The organism is Arthrobacter nitrophenolicus (assembly GCF_045833485.1).
In the GTDB taxonomy this organism is placed as follows: domain Bacteria; phylum Actinomycetota; class Actinomycetes; order Actinomycetales; family Micrococcaceae; genus Arthrobacter; species Arthrobacter nitrophenolicus.
This window is the reverse complement of record NZ_CP174504.1, coordinates 3,321,929-3,339,986: the sequence shown is the minus strand read 5'-3', so window position 1 is coordinate 3,339,986 and position 18,058 is coordinate 3,321,929. Positions and strand designations below refer to the sequence as shown.

Annotated in this window: 20 protein-coding genes; 6 read left to right on the top strand and 14 right to left on the bottom strand. The window is 67.5% G+C overall.

Annotated features, from left to right (window positions below):
• Positions 1–14: 14 nt before the first annotated feature.
• Positions 15–2,558 (bottom strand): phenylalanine--tRNA ligase subunit beta, encoded by a 2,544-nt coding sequence (gene pheT, locus ACJJV6_RS15455; protein ID WP_407709372.1) that lies wholly within the window; start codon positions 2,556–2,558, stop codon positions 15–17.
• A gap of 2 nt (positions 2,559–2,560) precedes the next feature.
• Positions 2,561–3,622: a phenylalanine--tRNA ligase subunit alpha gene (gene pheS, locus ACJJV6_RS15450; RefSeq protein ID WP_009358627.1), complete on the bottom strand. Its 1,062-nt coding sequence runs from the start codon at positions 3,620–3,622 to the stop codon at positions 2,561–2,563.
• A gap of 198 nt (positions 3,623–3,820) precedes the next feature.
• Here pheS and ACJJV6_RS15445 point away from each other — a divergent pair, with 198 nt between their 5' ends.
• The 3 genes from ACJJV6_RS15445 (at position 3,821) to ACJJV6_RS15435 (ending at position 6,130) form a co-directional block, all read left to right on the top strand.
• Complete coding sequence (locus ACJJV6_RS15445) at positions 3,821–4,291, top strand: hypothetical protein (protein ID WP_407709371.1); 471 nt, start codon at positions 3,821–3,823, stop codon at positions 4,289–4,291.
• A 62-nt stretch (positions 4,292–4,353) separates the two neighbouring features.
• Positions 4,354–4,977, top strand: a complete 624-nt coding sequence (locus ACJJV6_RS15440) for an SIMPL domain-containing protein (RefSeq protein WP_407709370.1) — start codon at positions 4,354–4,356, stop codon at positions 4,975–4,977.
• 46 nt (positions 4,978–5,023) lie between these two features.
• A complete protein-coding gene (locus ACJJV6_RS15435) occupies positions 5,024–6,130 on the top strand; it encodes an Rv2578c family radical SAM protein (protein ID WP_407709369.1) in 1,107 nt (368 codons plus the stop codon).
• A 10-nt stretch (positions 6,131–6,140) separates the two neighbouring features.
• Here ACJJV6_RS15435 and ACJJV6_RS15430 read toward each other — a convergent pair whose 3' ends face one another.
• Positions 6,141–6,590, bottom strand: a complete 450-nt coding sequence (locus ACJJV6_RS15430) for a (deoxy)nucleoside triphosphate pyrophosphohydrolase (protein ID WP_133349852.1) — start codon at positions 6,588–6,590, stop codon at positions 6,141–6,143.
• A gap of 163 nt (positions 6,591–6,753) precedes the next feature.
• Here ACJJV6_RS15430 and ACJJV6_RS15425 point away from each other — a divergent pair, with 163 nt between their 5' ends.
• Together ACJJV6_RS15425 and ACJJV6_RS15420 are read left to right on the top strand one after the other, a co-directional pair.
• Positions 6,754–7,962, top strand: a complete 1,209-nt coding sequence (locus tag ACJJV6_RS15425) for an MFS transporter (protein WP_407709368.1) — start codon at positions 6,754–6,756, stop codon at positions 7,960–7,962.
• 226 nt (positions 7,963–8,188) lie between these two features.
• The gene (locus tag ACJJV6_RS15420) at positions 8,189–8,464 is read left to right on the top strand and encodes a GlsB/YeaQ/YmgE family stress response membrane protein (protein WP_407709367.1); all 276 of its coding nucleotides are present in this window, start codon (positions 8,189–8,191) and stop codon (positions 8,462–8,464) included.
• A gap of 80 nt (positions 8,465–8,544) precedes the next feature.
• On the opposite strand, the gene ACJJV6_RS15415 is transcribed toward ACJJV6_RS15420, so the two are convergent.
• The 4 genes from ACJJV6_RS15415 to infC all read right to left on the bottom strand — a co-directional run bounded on the left by ACJJV6_RS15415 (position 8,545) and on the right by infC (position 11,277).
• Positions 8,545–9,453, bottom strand: a complete 909-nt coding sequence (locus tag ACJJV6_RS15415) for a TrmH family RNA methyltransferase (protein ID WP_407709366.1) — start codon at positions 9,451–9,453, stop codon at positions 8,545–8,547.
• A gap of 62 nt (positions 9,454–9,515) precedes the next feature.
• A complete protein-coding gene (rplT, locus tag ACJJV6_RS15410) occupies positions 9,516–9,908 on the bottom strand; it encodes a 50S ribosomal protein L20 (protein WP_009358634.1) in 393 nt (130 codons plus the stop codon).
• A gap of 115 nt (positions 9,909–10,023) precedes the next feature.
• Positions 10,024–10,218, bottom strand: a complete 195-nt coding sequence (gene rpmI / locus ACJJV6_RS15405; protein ID WP_009358635.1) for a 50S ribosomal protein L35 — start codon at positions 10,216–10,218, stop codon at positions 10,024–10,026.
• 120 nt (positions 10,219–10,338) lie between these two features.
• Positions 10,339–11,277 (bottom strand): translation initiation factor IF-3, encoded by a 939-nt coding sequence (gene infC, locus ACJJV6_RS15400; protein WP_009358636.1) that lies wholly within the window; start codon positions 11,275–11,277, stop codon positions 10,339–10,341.
• A gap of 386 nt (positions 11,278–11,663) precedes the next feature.
• Between infC and ACJJV6_RS15395 the strand changes: the two genes are divergently transcribed.
• Positions 11,664–12,050, top strand: a complete 387-nt coding sequence (locus ACJJV6_RS15395) for a DUF1844 domain-containing protein (protein ID WP_009358637.1) — start codon at positions 11,664–11,666, stop codon at positions 12,048–12,050.
• Between the two features lie 178 nt (positions 12,051–12,228).
• On the opposite strand, the gene ACJJV6_RS15390 is transcribed toward ACJJV6_RS15395, so the two are convergent.
• From ACJJV6_RS15390 to ACJJV6_RS15360, 7 genes are all read right to left on the bottom strand, one after another.
• Entirely contained in the window at positions 12,229–13,527 is a 1,299-nt protein-coding gene (locus tag ACJJV6_RS15390) for an MFS transporter (RefSeq protein WP_407709365.1), read from the bottom strand.
• Between the two features lie 56 nt (positions 13,528–13,583).
• The gene (locus tag ACJJV6_RS15385; protein WP_407709364.1) at positions 13,584–14,462 is read right to left on the bottom strand and encodes an SseB family protein; all 879 of its coding nucleotides are present in this window, start codon (positions 14,460–14,462) and stop codon (positions 13,584–13,586) included.
• Positions 14,463–14,488: 26 nt separating this feature from the next.
• Positions 14,489–15,235 (bottom strand): bifunctional 1-(5-phosphoribosyl)-5-((5-phosphoribosylamino)methylideneamino)imidazole-4-carboxamide isomerase/phosphoribosylanthranilate isomerase PriA, encoded by a 747-nt coding sequence (gene priA, locus ACJJV6_RS15380; protein WP_133349862.1) that lies wholly within the window; start codon positions 15,233–15,235, stop codon positions 14,489–14,491.
• A 41-nt stretch (positions 15,236–15,276) separates the two neighbouring features.
• Entirely contained in the window at positions 15,277–15,435 is a 159-nt protein-coding gene (locus tag ACJJV6_RS15375) for a hypothetical protein (RefSeq protein ID WP_407709363.1), read from the bottom strand.
• Positions 15,436–16,200, bottom strand: a complete 765-nt coding sequence (hisH, locus tag ACJJV6_RS15370) for an imidazole glycerol phosphate synthase subunit HisH (protein WP_407709362.1) — start codon at positions 16,198–16,200, stop codon at positions 15,436–15,438.
• Entirely contained in the window at positions 16,197–16,823 is a 627-nt protein-coding gene (hisB, locus tag ACJJV6_RS15365; protein ID WP_407709361.1) for an imidazoleglycerol-phosphate dehydratase HisB, read from the bottom strand. The genes hisH and hisB overlap by 4 nt, the downstream gene beginning before the upstream one ends.
• Positions 16,824–16,886: 63 nt before the next feature.
• The gene (locus tag ACJJV6_RS15360) at positions 16,887–18,005 is read right to left on the bottom strand and encodes a histidinol-phosphate transaminase (RefSeq protein WP_407709360.1); all 1,119 of its coding nucleotides are present in this window, start codon (positions 18,003–18,005) and stop codon (positions 16,887–16,889) included.
• Between the last annotated feature and the right edge of the window lie 53 nt (positions 18,006–18,058).

Genomic DNA, 18,058 nt, shown 5'->3' with positions numbered 1-18,058 from the left:
TTCCGTGGCCGCCGCTAGCGCTGGACTGCCCCGAACCGTTCCGCTGCGAGGGCCACTGCACTTTCGCGTGCGGCCGATGCTTCGTCAGCCGTCAGCGTCCGGTCCGCGGCGCGGAAGCGCAGCCCGAAGGCCAGCGATTTCTTGCCGTCCTCGATCCCCTTGCCTGCATAGACGTCGAACAGGGCAACGTCCTCCAGCAGTTCGCCGGCGCCCTCGCGGAGCGCAGCCAGGACGTCGTCCGCGGGGACATCGGCTGGCACCACGAGCGCCACGTCCTGGGTGGCTACCGGGAACGGGGAGATGTGGCGGGCGACGATGACATCCGGCGCGGCCTCGAACAGCGCGTCGGCGTTGAGTTCCAGGGCCACGGACCGCGCGGGCATGTCCGCGGCGGCAAGCAGCTTGGGGTGCAGCTCGCCCGCGTAGCCAACCACTTCACCGCTGCGCAGCGACAGCCGGGCAGCACGGCCGGGGTGGAAGGCCTGGTGGCTGTCCTGCGTCACCACCAGCTCGACGCCGAGCACGTCACCGGCCAGGCGTGCGACGTCCAGTGCGTCCGCCCAGTCCCAGACCCGGGGGGTGTGGGCCGCTGCCGCCGGCGAATCGTGCCCGGTGAGGACGGCGGCGACGTGGAACGGCTGGGCCGGAACGCCGTCGTACAGCGCGTCCAGCACATCGTCGGCGGGTTTGGCGCCCAGCGGCGGGATGGAGGCGGTGCCCACCGTCCCGTCCGGCAGGAAGACCAGGCCGGACTCGAACAGCGCCAGGTCCCGGAAGCCACGCGAGTGGTTGCGCTTGGCCACCTCGATCAGTCCCGGCAGGATGGAGGTGCGCAGGTAGCCCTGCTCCTCGCTGATGGGGTTGGCCAGCTTCACGGCGCTGCGGGCAGCACCCTCCTCGGCCACACCGAAGGTGTCGTTGGCTGCCTTGGAGACGAACGGGTAGGACAGCACCTCGGTGAGCCCGGCGTCCGCCAGCGCCTGGATCAGGCGGCGGCGCTGCTGCTGCACGCGGGTCAGGCCGCGGCCGGGAGGTGCCACGGGCAGGGTGGCGGGGATCTTGTCGTAGCCCACCAGCCGGGCGATCTCCTCGGAAAGGTCTTCCTTGGTCTCCAGGTCGTGGCGCCAGCTCGGGGCAGTCACCGTCCAGCCGCCGTCGTTCTTCACGACGGCCGCGCCCAGGTCCTCCAGGGACGTAACGATCTGTTCCTCGGTGAAGTCGATGCCGATCCGGGCCGCGGCAAACCCTGCAGGCAGCTCGATGGTCACGGTGTCCGGGGCGGTGCCCACATCCGTGCCGGTCGTGTCCGCCGTGCCGCCGGCCAGCTCCACCAGCAGGTCCACCACACGCTGGGCGGCCACGCCGGCCACCTGCCAGTCGACGCCGCGTTCGAACCGCTTGGACGCTTCGGACGGCAGCTTGTGCCGGCGCCGGGACCGGGAAATGGACACCTCGTCGAAGTGCGCTGCCTCCACCAGGATGTTCGACGTCGAATCGCCCACCTCGGTTGCCGCCCCGCCCATCACGCCGGCGATGCCAATGGCACCGGAATCGTCGGTGATGAGCAGGTCCTCGGCGTCGAGGGTGCGTTCCTTGTCATCGAGGGTGGTGATCTTCTCACCGGCGGCGGCGCGCCGCACCACGATGTCCCCGGACAGTTTGTCCAGGTCGTAGCAGTGCGTGGGCTGGCCCAGTTCGAGCATGACGTAGTTGGAGATGTCCACCGGAAGCGAGATGGAGCGGATACCGGCCAGCCGCAGCCGGGACACCATCCACGGCGGGGTGGGGCGGGTAGCGTCCACGCCGCGGACGGTGCGTGCCACGAAGCGGTCGCAGCCGGGCTTGCCGTAAATGGGCGCGTCGTCGTTCAGCTTGACGCCGTAGCCGCCGGACAGCTCCGCCGGGACCTGGACCTTTGCCGCGGGATCGGTGAAGGTGGTGCCGGTGGCGTGTGCGTACTCGCGGGCGACGCCCCGGATGGAGAAGGCGTAGCCGCGGTCCGGGGTGACGTTGATTTCGGCGGCCTGGTCATAGAGGCCCAAGAGCTCCATGGCGTCTGTGCCGACCTCGGGATCCAGGCCGATGCGGGACAGCACCAGGATGCCGTCGTGGTCCTCGCCGATGCCCAGTTCCCGCACCGAGGCGATCATGCCCGCGGACAGGTGGCCGTACGTCTTCCGGGCGGAGATCTGGAAGTTGCCGGGCAGCACGGCACCCGGAAGGGTGACCACCACCTTGTCGCCTTCAACGAAGTTGTGGGCGCCGCAGATGATGCCCTGCACGCCGGACGGGTCGATGCCCTTGCCGGTGAGCTTCTGTTCCTGCCCTTCGGGGACAACCCGGACCTGGCACCAGTTGATGGTCTTGCCGTTGCTCTGCGGTTCCTTGACCAGGCTGAGGACCTGGCCCACCACGATGGGGCCCTGCAGGGCATCGGTGGGACGGTGCACGTCCTCTTCTTCGAACCCGACCTTGACCAGTTCGGCCATGACGTCTTCGGCCGTTGCTCCGGCCGGTACCTCTGCGAATTCACGCAGCCAGGAAAGTGGGATACGCACTGTTAGATCTCCATCCCGAAGTGCTCGCTAAAACGTACATCGCCTTCGATCATGTCGCGCATGTCCCCCACCTCGTTGCGGAACATGAGGGTGCGTTCGATGCCCATGCCGAAGGCAAAACCTGAATAGACGTCCGGGTCGATGCCCGCGGCGCGGAGCACGTTGGGGTTGACCATGCCGCAGCCGCCCCATTCGATCCAGCGCGGACCGCCCTTGGCGCCGGGGTGGAAGATGTCCAGCTCGGCGGACGGCTCGGTGAACGGGAAGTAGTTGGGACGCAGCCGGATCTGGGCCTCGTCACCGAACATCTGCCGGGCGAAGTGCTCCAGCGTGCCGCGGAGGTCGGCCATGCTGAGGTTCCTGTCGATCGCCAGGCCCTCGAACTGGTGGAACACCGGGGTGTGGGTGGCATCCAGTTCGTCGGTCCGGAACACCTTGCCCGGGCAGAGCACATAGATGGGCACCTCGCGCTCCAGCATGGAGCGCACCTGTACCGGGGAGGTGTGCGTGCGCATGAGGAGGTGCGCTTCGGGGGGTTCCACGAAGAAGGTGTCCTGCATTTCGCGCGCCGGGTGGTCCGGCTTGAAGTTCAGGGCATCGAAGTTGAACCATTCGGACTCGACTTCCGGGCCCTCGGCGATTTCCCAGCCCATGCCCACGAAGATGTCCGCCACGCGGTCCTGGAGCGTGGACAGCGGGTGCCGGGCACCGGCGCGACGGCGGCGCGGGGCCGCCGTGACGTCCACCGTCTCCTCGAGGAGGATCCGCGCGTCGTTTTCCGCTTCCAGCACGGCCGTGCGGTCGGCGAGCGCCTTGTTGACCCGTCCGCGGGACGCGCCCATCAATTTACCGGCGAGCGCCTTCTGGTCTTTCGGCAGCTTGCCAATTTCGCGGTTTGCGAGGCTGAGCGGGGACTTCTCCCCCGTGTGCGCGAGCCTCACCGCCTTCAGCTCGTCAAGGGTGGCCGCACCGGCAATGGCGGTGATGGCCTGGTCTACAGCGGCATTGATGGCGGCTTCATCCGTGGGGTTCGGTGCAGCGGCGCCCGGCAAAGTTTCAGTCATCTACTGTTCTTAGCTACGAGTCGTGGCTGCCGGTGAGCAGAGCGTCCTGCACGGTTTCCCGGCGGCGCGTCCGTCACTGGCAGGTCATGGATGAATGTCCTCAAATTCAGTACATTCAATGACCAGGTCAGGGCCCGCCGGCAAAACCTGCGGGCACTGCCCTCCAGTCTAGTTGAACCCTCCGGCTACCATGGCCTCATGACACTGCGGCGGCGCCCGGGATCCCTACCGCCGCTGACCGCTGCCCAGCGGCTGCGGAAGGCAGTCAACCTGGCCAACGGCAGCACGGTGCTGGGACTCGCGGTGGCCGCGGCTGCGCGCACACAGCCTGCCCCCGGGCCCCGCGGACTGGTACTGGCCGGCGGATACCGCTGGCGCCTGCCCTTCGCCCGGGCCTTCACCCTTGGAAACGTGGTCCTGTTCCGCGGACCGGCAGAGGACCTCCTGACCGTGCCCGGGCTGCTTGGCCACGAGGAGCGGCACTGCACGCAGTACGCCTGGTGCGGTGGCATTCCTTTCCTTCCCCTGTATCTCCTGGCCGCGGGCTGGTCCGTCCTGCGGACCGGGAATCCGGGGACCGCGAATCCTTTCGAGCGGCACGCGGGGCTGGCCGCCGGCGGCTACCCGTCGCGCGGCCAGTCCCGCCGGCTGCCGGAAGCACGGGCGTGAGCACCATGGGCACAATCACGGTGGGCAGCGCTCAACCGAGCGGGCCTGCCGGAACTGTCACGGTGACGGGAACCGGGCGCGCGGAAACGGCCCCTGACCTGACGCTCGTTACCCTGGGGGTGGAGACCCGGGCCGCTTCCGTCGATGCCGCTTATTCCGCTGCCGGCGCAGCCCTGGCGTCGGTTACGGAGGCCCTGCGCGCCGGGGGCGTGGCCGCCGCCGATGTCCAGTCGACGGGCCTGAACGTGCGGGCGGACTACGTGTGGCGCGAGGGCGAAGGACAGCAGGTGGCAGGCTATGTTGCCTCCAGCTCGCTTGGCGTCCGACTGCGGGATGCCGCCGCCGTGTCCGGCCTGATCGGGGAAGCTGTCCGGGCAGGCGGCAACGCCGTTCGCCTCAACAGTCTTCAACTCACCCTTGCCGATGACTCGGCGGTTAGGGAGCGCGCCCGGGCGGCCGCCTGGGAAGACGCCCTGCAGGCCGCACGACAGTTCGCCGCCCTGGCCTCGGCCGGGCTGGGACGTGTACTGTCCGTGACCGAGCACGCCCCCGGACAAGTGCCTGTTCCCCTGGCTGGGTTCCAGCGCGCCAGCGCGGCCGAGGCCATCGCGGTGGAGCCCGGAACAAGCCGGGTGGAAACGGCGGTCACAGTGATGTGGGAACTGGCCAGCCTGGCGCCCGCCTGAGCCTGCCGGCCTTGACATTCATTCGAACATGTTTTCGAATGGGGGCATGAGATGGGACGCCCAAGCACTGGTTCCGGCTCCGGCCGCGGAGGCCGCGGGGCCCGGTCCCGCCCTCCTCCCGCTGGCGGGGCTGGTCCGCTCGGTGACCACTCCGGAATTCGCCGGCATCACCTTCCATGAGGTCACCGCAAAATCGGTGCTCAACAAGGTTCCGGCAGGTTCGCGCATGCCCTTTGAATGGACGGTGAACCCTTACCGCGGCTGCAGCCACGCGTGCGTCTACTGCTTCGCCCGCAAGAGCCACACATACCTGGATTTCGACGCCGGCCTGGACTTTGACAGCCAGGTGGTAGTCAAGGTGAATGCGGCTGAAGTCCTCCGCAAGGAACTGGCCAAACCCTCGTGGACACGGCAACAAGTGGCGCTCGGCACCAACACGGACCCCTACCAGCGGGCCGAGGGACGGTACAAGCTCCTGCCAGGCATCATTTCGGCACTTGCCGATTCAGGCACTCCCCTGTCCATCCTTACCAAGGGCACGCTACTGGCGCGGGATATCCCGCTGCTTAAAAGTGCTGCCACCCAGGTTCCGGTGGGCCTCGGAATATCGCTGGCCATGACCAACGAGGCGTTGTCCGAAGCAATCGAGCCGGGGACGCCGGGCCCGCGGGCACGGCTCAAGCTGGTGAGCCGGCTTCGTGAGGCCGGGCTCCCCTGCGGAGTGATGGCCATGCCCATCCTTCCCTGGCTTTCGGACAGCGATGAGGCGCTGGACGCGCTCTTCGCCTCGCTGGCTGCAGCGGGCGCCACGGGCGTGACCGCCGGAGCCCTGTACCTGAAGCCGGGCACCCGCGAATGGTTCCTGACATGGCTGGCCGCAAACCACCCCGGGCTGGTGGGCCGCTACCGGCAGCTGTACGGCACCGGATCCTATGCGTCCAAGGAGTACCGGGGCTGGCTTGCCGGGAAGGTCCGCTACTTCAAGGCCAGGCACGGGTTCACGCATTCCTCGGGATTCAGCCACCGGGACCTCGACGATCCCCGCGGCGAAGAAGCCGAGTATCCGGCAGGGATCATTCCGGAAGCGCCAGGAAGCCAGGCGCCGGGACCGGTCCGGTCCGGCGGACAGGCCGGGCAGCCAACCCTTTTCTAGGTCCGGGTTTCTAGGTTCGGGCGCCGCCGGCAGGCACTGACACCTTCTCGAGCAGCGCGCGGACAATCGGGAAGTCCGCGGGGATCCAAGGCAGGCCAAGCACCGCCGCGGGATCGGCAAGCGGCAGCCACCGAAGTTGATCGTGGTCTTCCAGGGGCCGCGGCTCTCCACGGGTAACCTCGGCGAACCACACCCGCATGGCGGCGCGCTCATTCAGTGGCCAGCCGTTGGCATCCGGGGCGGGCAACTCGTTACCCAGCCGGACCCCCACGCCCAGCTCCTCGAGCAGTTCCCGCACGAGTGCCGTCTCGGCGTCCTCGCCCGGCTCCACCTTGCCGCCCGGGAATTCCCACATGCCTGCAAGGCTTTCCGGCGCGCTGCGCCGGGCCACCAGCAGCATGGCCGGTTCAGCCAGGCTGTCCACGATGGCTCCGCCCACCACCCGTATCAGTTCAGTCACCGCCCCATTCTATGGGGGACAATGGGAGCACCCGGAGTTCCTCCCGCCGGGCCGGGGAATACAGCTATCCCCTCCGGGGTTTCCGCCTCCGGACCCCGTCCTTCCCGCCCCATCGCCGTGGCAGCACCAGTTCCGTCAGCAACCCTTTTTGAAAAGCAGGCACATGAGCAGCGCCCTTTCCACGTCCACGGCAGCCCCCGCCACCTCCCACAACCTGGCCATGGCCATCATTGCCCTTGCCATGGGCGGCGTGGGCATCGGCGTCACCGAATTCACCATGATGGGCCTGCTGAAGGAAGTGGAACAAGGCCTGGGCATCAGCACCCCCGAAGCCGGGCACCTCATCTCCGCCTATGCCCTGGGCGTGGTGGTGGGGGCGCCACTGCTCGCCGCCGTGGGCGCCAGGCTTCCGCGCAAGCATCTTGCCCTCGGCCTGATGCTGTTCTTCACCGTGGCGAACCTGACGTCCTTCCTGGCGCCGGACTACGGGACCATGCTGGTGTCCCGCTTCGCTGCCGGCCTGCCCCACGGCGCCTTTTTCGGCGTCGCTGCGGTGATCGCCGCTTCCCTGGTTCCGCCCACCAGGCGGGGCTGGGCCATCTCAATGGTGATGGCGGGGCTCAGCATCTCCAACGTGGTTGGCGTGCCGTTCGCCACCTGGCTGGGCCAGACCTACGGCTGGCGGCTGCTCTTTGTCCTGGTGGGTCTCATCGGCCTGCTGACCCTGGCCCTGGTATGGCGGTTCGTCCCGTTCCAGGCAGCCCATCCCGACGCGAGCATCATCCGGGAACTCGGTGCGCTCAAGCGGCTCCAGGTGTGGCTGGCAATCCTGATCGGCGTGGTGGGATTCGGCGGTTTCTTCGCCACCTACACCTACATCGCGCACACCATGACCCAGGTGGCCGGAATCCCGTCCTCCTTGATTCCCCTGGTGGTGGCGCTCTACGGGCTGGGCATGGTGGCCGGAAACATCGTGGGCGGGCGGATCGCTGACAAGTCGGTCATGGGCACCCTCTACAAGGTGCTGCCCGCCATCTCCGTGGCCCTGGTGGTCTACGCGGTGGCCGCACACTGGCCATGGTCGGCTTTTGCCATGGTGTTCGTGGTGGGCGCCTCCGGGTCCATGCTGATCCCCGCCCTGCAGACCCGCCTGCTGGACGCCTCCCCGGATGCCCCCTCGCTGGCGTCGTCGCTGAACCACGCCGCCCTGAACGTCGCCAATGCCCTGGGCGCCTTCCTGGGCGGACTGGTCATCGCACTGGGCTGGGGCTACGTGGCACCTGCCCTGGTTGGCGCCGTCCTCGCAATCCTGGGACTCGGCGTCGCCCTTCTCAGCGGCATGCTGGAACGCCAGAAGCCGCTGGCTGCCTAAGCCGTGCCGTAACCCGAAGGAAACCCCACCAGCCTGCCCCGCATCGAGGGTCACGGAACAGCCTACGCCCCGGCACCCCCTACGGGCTCCGGGGCCCTCCAACGCCTGCCGCCCGGGCTAAGGCGTTCCCCGGAAGCGGGTCAAAAGCCTGCTGACATCAAGGGGCCGTTATGTTAGCTTGAGGCTCATCGGGGCTATTAAATCCCGGTAAACATAAGGAGGAGACATGGGTTTTCTTGCTTGGATTATTCTCGGCCTCATCGTAGGGGCCATCGTCAAGGCGGTCATGCCCGGACGGGTCGGCGGCGGTTGGGTCACCAGCCTGGTACTGGGCGTGGTGGGAGCCATCGTTGGCGGCTGGATCGGCAGCCTCCTGTTCAACCGGGGCGAGCTCGCCTTCTTTGACCTCGGCACCTGGATTCTCGCAATCGTTGGCGGCCTTGTTGTTGCCGGCATCTACGGAGCCATCACCGGACGCGGAAAGGCCACCCGCGCACCCTGATGCTCCCAGCTGGGATTCATTCACCAAGGCCCCGGACAACCCGGGGCCTTTATTTGTGCCCGTTATCCCCCAACAGCGGATCAGGTAGCGACTGAGGCCGGCTGCTGCGAACGCGCACTGGCATAGAGGCAGACCGTGGCGGCGGTGCCAAGGTTGAGGCTCTCGGCGGCACCGTAGACGGGAACGGCAACGCGGTGGTCGGCGAGTTCCAGCTCGTCCGGGGAGAGCCCCTGTGCTTCGTTGCCGAACAACCAGGCTGTGGGCGCGGCAAGGTCGTACGCGGATTCCGGACCGGCACCCGTCAGCCTCCGCCTGGCATTCTCGTCCTGCAGCGCGTCCAGGTTCAGGGTGCCGTAGCCGTCCGCAGCCAGGATCCCGATTCCCCTGGCCTTGCAGGCGGCAGCAACTGCTGCAGCATCAGCCCCCAGCACCACCGGCAGGTGGAACAGGGAACCGGCCGTCGAGCGGACGGCCTTGGGGTTGTAGATGTCCACGCTGGACGCGGTGAGGACAACCGCGTCGGCACCGGCCGAGTCGGCCGCCCGCAGTACTGTTCCGGCGTTCCCCGGGTCCCGGACCTGGCAGAGCACTGCGATCAGGCGGGGCCCGGCGTCGAGCACTTCTTCCAGCGCCACGTCCAGGAAGCGGCACACGGCGATGATGCCCTGCGGGTTGACGGTGTCCGCCATTGCGGCAAGGACCTCGTCCGTGGCGAGCCGGGCGTTGGTTCCCGTAGCCAGCTCCTCGAATTCCGGAAAGCGGTCCAGGCATGCCTCGCTGGCGAACACCTCGGAGACCACGCCGGGGGCTCCTGCGGCCAGGCGTGCCTGGTGCAGTTTCAATGCCTCGCGCACGGCCTGCGGCCCCTCGGCCAGGAAGTGTCCGCGCTTTAAACGTGCCGGGCGCCCTGCAAGCTTTGCCACGTCCCTGACCCGATCAGCTCGGGGGTTGGACAGTGGAAAGTCTTGCGGGCGCCCGGTTTTGTTCATAGAAGAACTCTAGTGGCTGCTGCCACCGGTTCCTGAACTGCCCCCTGGGAAGGGGCCAGTTGCTACTTGGCAGCAACAACCTTCTTGGCGGAGGTGTCGGCCGGCAGCGAGTCCTTGGCAACCTGGACCAGCGCAGCGAAAGCGTTGGCGTCGGAGACGGCCAGCTCTGCAAGCATGCGGCGGTCAACCTCAACTTCAGCAGCCTTCAGGCCCTGGATGAGGCGGTTGTAGGTCAGGCCGTTCGCGCGGGAAGCAGCGTTGATGCGCTGGATCCAGAGGCGGCGGAAGTCGCCCTTCTTCTTCTTGCGGTCGCCGTAGCTGTACACAAACGAGTGCAGCAGCTGCTCTTTTGCCTTGCGGTAGAGGCGCGACCGCTGTCCGCGGTAGCCCTTCGCCCGTTCAAGGACAACCCGGCGCTTCTTGTGGGCGTTGACCGCCCTCTTCACACGTGCCACGTGCGTACTCCTTCAAAATCTGATCCCAAGCATCTACTGCCGGAGTCCCGGCGGCCTGAGAAGGCTTTTTTACAGGTGGCAGGCACCAGTCAGTGCCAGCCAAAGAACTTGGAAATTAGATGCCGAGCATCTTCCGGATGACCTTGGCGTCACCCTTGAAGACGATCTTGTCGCCGGCAAGGCGGCGGGTCAGACGGCTGGACTTGTGCTCCAGGTAGTGGCGGCGGTTGGCCTGCTGGCGGCGCAGCTTGCCGCTGCCGGTCAGCTTGAAGCGCTTCTTAGCACCACTGTGGGTCTTCATCTTCGGCATGGGAACCGATCTCCTTACGTTTCCGCAGGCTATGCCTGCAGCTCTATCACGCAGCCGCCCCGCGAAGGGCGGCATGCTGGTTGCTGTCTGCCGTCGGGCGGAACCTACGGCAGCTGTGAACTAAGTGGTCTTCTTGCCAGCCGGCTTCGGCACTGCCTTGGGGGCAGGGCGTGCAGCAGGCTTCGGCGCGGCAGGCCTGGCCACCGGCTTCGGCGGCGCAGGAACAGCTGCCGGCTTGGGAGCCGCAGCCGCCGGGGCGGCCTCGGGCTTTTCCGTTGCTGCCGGCTTGGGAGCCGGCGCGGCAGCCTTGGGGGCTTCCTGCTTCGGAGCCTCCTCCTGGGGTGCTTCCGCGGGTGCTTCGGCTGCGGCTGCAGGCTCGACGGCGGGAGCCGGCGTCTGCTCCGGAGCTTCGGCGGGTGCTTCCGCTTCAGTCGACGTCGTGAAACCTTCAGGCAGCAGGTCGGCCAGTGACTGCGTCATGGGTGCCTGGTCCTTGCCGGAAACGTCAATCCGGCCGGCTGCCTTGGCTTCGTTCTGCGCCTTTGCTTCAGCACGCTGCGTTGCGCGGCGGGCCTCGGCCTTGGCTTCAGCCTTGTTCTTCAGCGGGCCGACCACCATGACCATGTTCCGGCCGTCGATGCGGGGGCTGGACTCGACCACGCCCACCTCGGCGACGTCGTCGGCGAAGCGCTGGAGCAGGCGGATGCCCATTTCAGGGCGCTGCTGCTCACGGCCACGGAACTGGATCATGGCCTTGACCTTGTCCCCGGCGCCGAGGAAGCGCAGTGCGTGTCCGCGCTTGGTCTCGTAGTCGTGGGTGTCGATCTTCAGGCGGAAACGGATTTCCTTCAGAACGGTGTTCGTCTGGTTCTTCCGGGCTTCACGTGCCTTGACCGCGGCCTCGTACTTGTACTTGCCGAAGTCCATCAGCTTGCACACCGGAGGCTTCGCCTGAGGTGCAACTTCAACGAGATCAAGGTCGGACTCGGCAGCCAGACGCAGGGCATCCTCGATACGGACGATGCCTACCTGTTCACCTGCAGGGCCGACCAGCCGCACCTCGGGGACGCGGATACGCTCATTGATTCTTGGCTCGCTAATGTTAAAGCTCCTGTTTTTGTTGTGGAATCCGGCAAATAGAGAAGGCCCCCAATTGCCGGAGCAATCGAAGGCCTCTTGGCGGCTGGTACATGCGGGCCCGTAACGGGACCACATGCATGGTTCCGGCGTACACCGGGGCCATGCCCAACCAGTACCCGGCAACCTTGAGTTCCGACAATGCTCGAGCGAACATTCGGAACAGCGGCTGACGCGGGTGGGAGAGAACTCCGCTTGCAAACTGCATGCCATCCTACAGAAAAAATTCCCGTCAGCGCCGAAAGCACCGGTGGGAACCTGGTCTCTGAAATAACGACATCCAGTTGGTCTGTGTCAAGCTTACCAGTATGAGCACGCCAGACAGTAATTCATACGTTTTCGACTCCGCCGGCTCCGGCGCCGATGTCTCCCAACAGATCCGGGATATTTCCGAGGTGCCGGCCATCGAGGTCATCACTACCGCCGCTGTCCACCTGATGAGCGCCGCCGCGGTCAAGCTTGGCCTTGCCGCCGAGGAAAACGCCGCGGAGCTGAAGGACCTGGACGAGGCGCGCAAGCTGATCACTGCCCTGGCGGGCCTGGTGACTGCCGCTGCACCTGAAATCGGTTCACAGCACGCAGGACCGTTGCGCGACGGGCTGCGCTCGCTCCAGCTTGCGTTCCGCGAAGAGTCCCTGATCCCGGACGCCCCGGGCAAGGGCCCGGGCGAGAAGTACACCGGAGCCGTCAACTAAGACTGCATCCCCTCCGCACACCGCGACGGCGGGCCGACCCTCCCGGGGCCGGCCCGCCGTCGTCGTTCCCACCGGAGTTGTCTTCGTTCCAGCAGGAGTTTTTGTCCAGATATGGCGGCTTGGACGGCCTGGAAGTCGCCGTACCTGGACAAAAACTCCGGGATGCGACGAACGCGGGTCAGGCCGAAACTGTCCGGCGGCGCAACTGGAGAACCAGGCCCACCAGGCAGAGGAGCACGCCGGCGACTCCCACGGACACGAAGCCGCCGGAGGAACCCATGACGTCGATGAATACCCCGGCGAGCGGCGAGCCGAGCGCGACGCCCGCGGTGAGGGCTGAGCCGTACCAGCCCATGGCCTCACCGCGGCGTTCCTCGGAGACGAGGTCCGCCACCTTCTCCGAGGCCGCGGACAGCACCGGAGCGCACAGCAGCCCGGGCAGGATGGACAGCAGCGCCAGCGTCCAGGTGTCCGAGGCGAAACCCATGGGGATCGTGAGGGCGGCCATGCCGAGCAGCAGGAGGATCGGAGGGACCGGCCGGTGCATGGCACCGTAGAGCAGCCCTCCCACCACCGAGGCCGCGCACCAGAACAGGAAGACGATGCCGATTTCGCTCTGGCGGCCGCCTGTTTCCAGGGCTGCCACGATGCCGACGTCGGTGCCGCTGAGGACCATTCCCGCGCCTGCGGCAACAGCGAAAAGGGCAGCCACGGTTGCCGTGAACCAGGCGAAGTTGCGGGTGACCTTGCCGCGCAGGCCGGACGGCGCTCGGGATGCGGCGGGACCAAGTTCGGCGGCCGCTTCCTGCAGGTGGGCCGGTGCGGCTGCCACCATGGCGGCCTCCGCTGCATGGCGCTGGTCAGCCTCGCTCTGCCCCTCCCCGGGCGCCTGTTCCGGGCTTCGGGTGGGCGGGTTGAACCAGATCAGGAAAAGCCCCGCCAGCGACGTGGCCAGGCCCACGGCCGTCAGGCCCGCCGTCGTAAACCCGCTGGTGGCTACCACCGCACCGGCGGCCGGTCCGATCATGAACACCATCTCGGTGGTGATCGCGTCAAGGGCGTAGGCGGTCCGCCGCTGGTCGCCGTCGGCCAGCACGCCGAGGGACTGGCGCACCACGCTGAAGATGGGAAGGGTCAACAGGCCGCCGACGAAGACCAGCGGGAGGAGCCACTGGTAGGACACGTGCGGGACGATGGACCAGATCAGCGCCTCGGAAATGACAGAAGGGATCAAAGCCTTGCGCAGCCCGGCGGTATCCACCCGGCGACCGCGCCACGGGGCGCCCAGGGCGATACCAATGGTCATGACGGCCGCCGCGGCACCGGCGGCGGCATAGCCCTGCCCGAGCGTGAGGACGATATGGAGGGTCAGCAGCACGCCGGCGGCCGAGTGGGGTATCCGGGCGATCATGCCCACGAGGAGCAGGCTCCGGATGGGCCGGACGGACAGCAGCTCCCGGTAGAGGGCGAAATTCACGAGGTGGTCCTTACGTCTGCCGCAGCGGACCGGGGATCATCCCGACGGGCTGCCGGCTACTCTGCCGCGCGCCGCAGCTTGATCTCGATTGAGTCGACGCGCTCCCCAAACAATACATTCCGCGACCACTCCGCCTGGAGTCCGGCCACCAGCTGCTGGACGCCGCCAGCGTCCAGCCCGTCTTCGAGGTAGAGGACCACCTGCAGTTCGGGTCCGGCTCCGCCGCCCGGAATGGCTGTCCCGTCCGCGGCCCGTGACGCCACTCCCCTGCCCGGCATCAGTTCGATCCGGCGGACCGCGGGGAAGCTGCCTGCCGCCCGCCCCATTTCCGCCGCAAGGTCTGCGTCCAGGTACGAGGGAACCCAGTCCTGCTGCTGCGCAAGGGCCCAAACTGCGGGCCGGCGGACCACGAACGTCACGTCGGCGCCGGGGTCCAGGACCAGGAGTTCCGCGCCCTTGGCCACTGCGGACAGGGCCGCGCGGGCGGCGTAGACGGCAACCGGGCGGGCCTCGGGATGCCAGGCGGACAGCGCCGCGGCCGACGTAAAGGCCGGCATGGCGGTCCTGCCGTCCGCGGCTTTCAGCGTGACCAGGGCCATGTCCGCCTGTTTGTCGGCCTGCAGGCCATGGGCCGACTCTTCCTCTTCGGCCAGCTGGGCCACGATGGGAATGAAGACGCGTGCCGTGGCGAGGGAGGCGACGACGGACGATTCGCTGCCTGTGCCTGCCCGGAGGCCGGCCACCGCGGCGAGGTAGCCGGCGTCGGCTGTTCCGTCGTCGTCGTCGAAGTTGTGGATTTTGGCGTCGTCACCGGCGAGGCTGCGGCCGGCCCACGGCCTGCCGGCCGAATCCGTTGCTCCCCCGGCGCCGGCCAGCGCGGCCGCAATGTGCCCCGGCAGTTGCCGTGATGGGGGTGTGCCTGCTTCGCTGGCCATGCGTCTGCTTCCGTGCCGTCCGCGGCCTAGCGGCGGCCGGCGACGTCGAGGGCTTCGGGCAGCGTGAACGCGCCCGCATAAAGTGCCTTGCCCACAATGGCGCCTTCGACGCCGAGGGGAACCAGGGAGCGCAGTACCTTCAGGTCGTCCAGGCTGGAGATGCCGCCGGAGGCCACCACCGGTTTGCCCGTCTTCTCCACCATCTGGCGCAGCAATTCCACGTTCGGGCCCTGCAGCGTTCCGTCCTTGGTGACGTCCGTGACGACGTACCGTGCGCAGCCGGCATCCTCGAGCCGGTCCAGGACCTCCCAGAGGTCCCCGCCTTCCTTGGTCCAGCCACGCCCTGCGAGGGTGGTTCCGCGGACGTCAAGGCCGACGGCGATCTTGTCGCCGAAGCGCTCGATGACCCGCCGGGTCCAGTCAGGATTTTCCAGCGCAGCGGTGCCGAGGTTGACGCGGGCCACGCCGAGGCCAAGGGCGGCCTCAAGGGTTTCGTCGTCGCGCAGGCCGCCGGAGAGCTCCACCTTGATGTCCAGCCGGCCAACCACTTCCCGCAGCAGCTCGGCGTTGGACCCGCGGCCGAAGGCAGCGTCCAGGTCCACCAGGTGCACCCATTCGGCACCCTGCTGCTGCCAGTTGGTGGCGGCCTCCAGCGGTGTGCCGTAACTCGTCTCGCTGCCCGCTTCCCCCTGGACCAGCCGGACGGCCTGCCCGTTCACGACGTCGACGGCGGGCAGCAGTTCAAGGACCGGCAGATCAGTTGCGGTGGTCATGTTCTTCCTCAGGGTTGGGTGCAGGGGATGGCTGGCAGCGGTCAGTCGGCCGGGAGCGTCAGCAGGTAGGCGGCCAGCAGGGACATTCCCGCCAGGACGTAGAACGAAATCTGTGTCCAGAGCGGCTTGTGCTGCTGCCGGAAGGACAGGGCCCCGCCCACCAGCAGGCCGGCCAGCCCCATCAGGACAATGGACCACATCTAGGCGGGACCGCCGGCTGCGTCCGCCTGGCTGCCGCCGGCAGGCTGGGCTGCGGGCCGGTGCAGGGCCTCGACCCAGTTCCGCAGCAGGCGCGCGCCTGCGTCCCCGGACTTTTCGGGGTGGAACTGCGTGGCGCAGAGCGGGCCGTTTTCGACGGCGGCGATGAAGGGGGCGCCGTGCTCGGACCAGGTGACCAGGGGCGGGGCCATGCGGGGCTGGATGACGTCGAAGTTCCATTCCTGCACGCCGTAGGAATGCACGAAGTAGAAGCGTTCGTTCTCGACGCCGGCGAAAAGCTTCGAGCCTTCGGGGACCTTGACCGTGTTCCAGCCCATGTGCGGCACCACATCGGCGGGCAGGAGTTCCACCTTGCCGGGCCATTCGCCGATGCCTTCTGCCTCCGTGCCGTGTTCCACGCCTGCTTCGAAGAGCACCTGGAGGCCGACGCAGATCCCGAGGACTGGCCTGCCCCCGGCAACCCGCCGTCCGATGAGGCGGATGCCGTCGACGGCCTTCAGTTCCCGCATGACAGTTTCGAAGGCGCCGACGCCCGGGACCACCAGGCCATCGGCGTTCAGGACGTCCTCGGGCTTGGCGCTGAGCACTACCTCGGCGCCGGCCCGTTCCAAAGCACGCACCGCCGAGCGGACGTTCCCCGAACCGTAGTCCAGCACCGTGACGGTGGGCTTACCTTCGGGGGAAGGCAGTTTCCGGCTGGCGGACGGATCGATGATTGCGCCGTCCTTCAGGACCTGGCCGCTCACAGGGCACCCTTGGTGGAGGGGATGCCTTCCACCCGGGGGTCCGGCTCCACGGCTGCGCGCAGGGCGCGCGCGAACGCCTTGAACTGGGCCTCCACGATGTGGTGGGGGTCGCGGCCGGCGAGGACGTTCATGTGCAGGCAGATGCCGGCGTGCAGGGTGATGGCCTCGAAGACGTGGCGGGTCAGCGAGCCGGTGAAGTGGCCGCCGATCAGGTGGTACTCCTGACCCGCAGGCTCGCCGCCGTGCACAAGGTAGGGCCGGCCTGACACGTCCACGACGGCGTGGGCCAGTGCCTCGTCCAGGGGAACGGTGGCTTCGCCGAACCGGCGGATGCCCGCCTTGTTCCCCAGAGCGGTGCGCAGCACCTCACCGAACGTGATGGCGACGTCCTCCACGGTGTGGTGGACGTCGATGTGGATGTCGCCGGTGGCCTTGACCGTCATGTCGATGAGCGAATGCTTGCAGAGCGCCGTCAGCATGTGGTCATAGAAGGGCACGGACGTGTCGATGTCCGAGACGCCGGTACCGTCGAGGTTGATCTCCACGAGCACGGACGACTCACTGGTGGCGCGCTCCATGCGCGCGGTCCGGGCCGCGGCCGTGTTCGATCCGGTGGAACTCATGGTCAGGTGTCCTTTTTGCGGGAGAAGGAGTGTGGCACGGCGTCCAGCGCCGGTACTTCAAGTCTAGGCGGGAAGCGCGGCCTGGCTGGCAAGGATGCTTTCCAGGGCGGTGAGGAATGCTGTGGTTTCGGTCTCAGTTCCTGCCGTGACGCGGAGATGGCCGGGGATTCCGACGTCGCGGATCAGCACGCCGGCATCCAGCAGTTCCTTCCAGACCTCGCGGGGGTTCTCCAGGCCGCCGAAGAAGACGAAGTTGGAGTCCGAGGCTGCGGGCTTGAGGCCCATCCGCGTCAGTTCGGTGACAATGCGGTCGCGCTGCTTTTTGATGTCCTCGACGTCGGCCATCAGGGCTTCGCGGTGCTGCAGGGCCGCCAGGGCTGTTGCCTGCGTGACGGCGGACAGGTGGTAGGGCAGGCGGACCAGGCGCAGGGCGTCCGTGACTTCGGGGGCAGCCGCCATGTAGCCAAGCCGTGCCCCCGCGAGGGCAAAGGCCTTGCTCATGGTGCGGGAAACGATGAGCCGCTCCCGCCCGGGCAGGAGGGTCAGTGCGCTGGGGGTGCCGTCGTGCGCGAACTCGTGGTAGGCCTCGTCAACAATGACGATGGTCTGGCTTTCTGCTCCGGCCTCGTAAACGGCCTCCACGACATCCAGACCCAAGCCGGTGCCGGTGGGGTTGTTGGGTGAGCAGAGGAAGACGATGTTGGGCCGGAGTTCCTTCACCTGGCGGGCCGCGGATTCGGCGCTGAGTCCATAATCAGCGGCGCGTTCACCCTTGATGTATTCGGTGTCCGTTCCGCTGGCCAGCAGCGGATACATGGAATACGTGGGCGGGAAGCCAAGGGCTGTACGGCCGGGACCACCGAACGCCTGGAGGATCTGCTGAAGCACTTCATTGGAGCCGTTGGCGGCCCACAGGTTGGACTCGTCCAGTCCGTGGCCCAGGTACTCCGCCAACGCCCGGCGGAGGTCGGTGAACTCCCGGTCCGGATAGCGGTTGAGGCTGGTGGCGGCCTCTGCCACGGCTTCGGTGATGGCGGTCCTCACGTCGGCCGGAACGCCGTGCGAGTTTTCGTTCACGTTCAAGAGGATGGGAACATCCAGCTGGGGCGCCCCGTAGGGGGTCAGCCCGCGAAGGTTGCTGCGGAGGGGAAGCCGGTTCAGACGTTCTAGCTGGTCATTCACCTGAACAGTTTAGTGGCCGTCCCGGCGACCGGAAAATGTGACAGCCCGTGTTC

Excerpts from the sequence above, each read along its gene's own strand:
- hisB (WP_407709361.1), bottom strand. The coding sequence starts at position 16,823 with ATGAGTTCCACCGGATCGAACACGGCCGCGGCCCGGACCGCGCGCATG.
- ACJJV6_RS15445 (WP_407709371.1), top strand. The coding sequence starts at position 3,821 with ATGACACTGCGGCGGCGCCCGGGATCCCTACCGCCGCTGACCGCTGCC.
- priA (WP_133349862.1), bottom strand. The coding sequence starts at position 15,235 with ATGACCACCGCAACTGATCTGCCGGTCCTTGAACTGCTGCCCGCCGTC.
- ACJJV6_RS15425 (WP_407709368.1), top strand. The coding sequence starts at position 6,754 with ATGAGCAGCGCCCTTTCCACGTCCACGGCAGCCCCCGCCACCTCCCAC.
- ACJJV6_RS15375 (WP_407709363.1), bottom strand. The coding sequence starts at position 15,435 with ATGTGGTCCATTGTCCTGATGGGGCTGGCCGGCCTGCTGGTGGGCGGG.
- ACJJV6_RS15415 (WP_407709366.1), bottom strand. The coding sequence starts at position 9,453 with ATGAACAAAACCGGGCGCCCGCAAGACTTTCCACTGTCCAACCCCCGA.
- ACJJV6_RS15385 (WP_407709364.1), bottom strand. The coding sequence starts at position 14,462 with ATGGCCAGCGAAGCAGGCACACCCCCATCACGGCAACTGCCGGGGCAC.
- pheS (WP_009358627.1), bottom strand. The coding sequence starts at position 3,622 with ATGACTGAAACTTTGCCGGGCGCCGCTGCACCGAACCCCACGGATGAA.
- ACJJV6_RS15420 (WP_407709367.1), top strand. The coding sequence starts at position 8,189 with ATGGGTTTTCTTGCTTGGATTATTCTCGGCCTCATCGTAGGGGCCATC.
- ACJJV6_RS15435 (WP_407709369.1), top strand. The coding sequence starts at position 5,024 with ATGAGATGGGACGCCCAAGCACTGGTTCCGGCTCCGGCCGCGGAGGCC.
- rpmI (WP_009358635.1), bottom strand. The coding sequence starts at position 10,218 with ATGCCGAAGATGAAGACCCACAGTGGTGCTAAGAAGCGCTTCAAGCTG.
- ACJJV6_RS15395 (WP_009358637.1), top strand. The coding sequence starts at position 11,664 with ATGAGCACGCCAGACAGTAATTCATACGTTTTCGACTCCGCCGGCTCC.